Raw genomic sequence first — 232 nt, 5'->3', positions numbered from 1 at the left:
AACCATCCGGAACTTTTTTTTCAGGTAGGGATCGCTGAAGCAAAGATGATAGGAATTGCTGCCGGAATGACCAGTGGAGGAAAAATTCCTGTTACAGGAACATTCGCCAATTTCTCGACAGGAAGGGTTTACGATCAAATACGGCAAAGTATTGCCCATAGCCATAAAAATGTGAAGATCCGTGCCTCTCATGCTGGGCTTACTCTGGGGGAGGATGGTGCAACGCATCAAA

At 46.1% G+C, this 232-nt stretch carries 1 pseudogene; it reads left to right on the top strand.

Annotation, left to right across the window (positions count from 1 at the left end):
* Positions 1-232, top strand: a pseudogene (locus ACY2RT_RS15735) (transketolase family protein); the annotation flags it as partial.

The sequence above is a fragment of the Ulvibacter sp. 2210JD10-4 genome (genome assembly GCF_058148525.1).
Note: the sequence above shows the minus strand (reverse complement) of the source record. Positions and strands in the feature narration are given on the sequence as shown.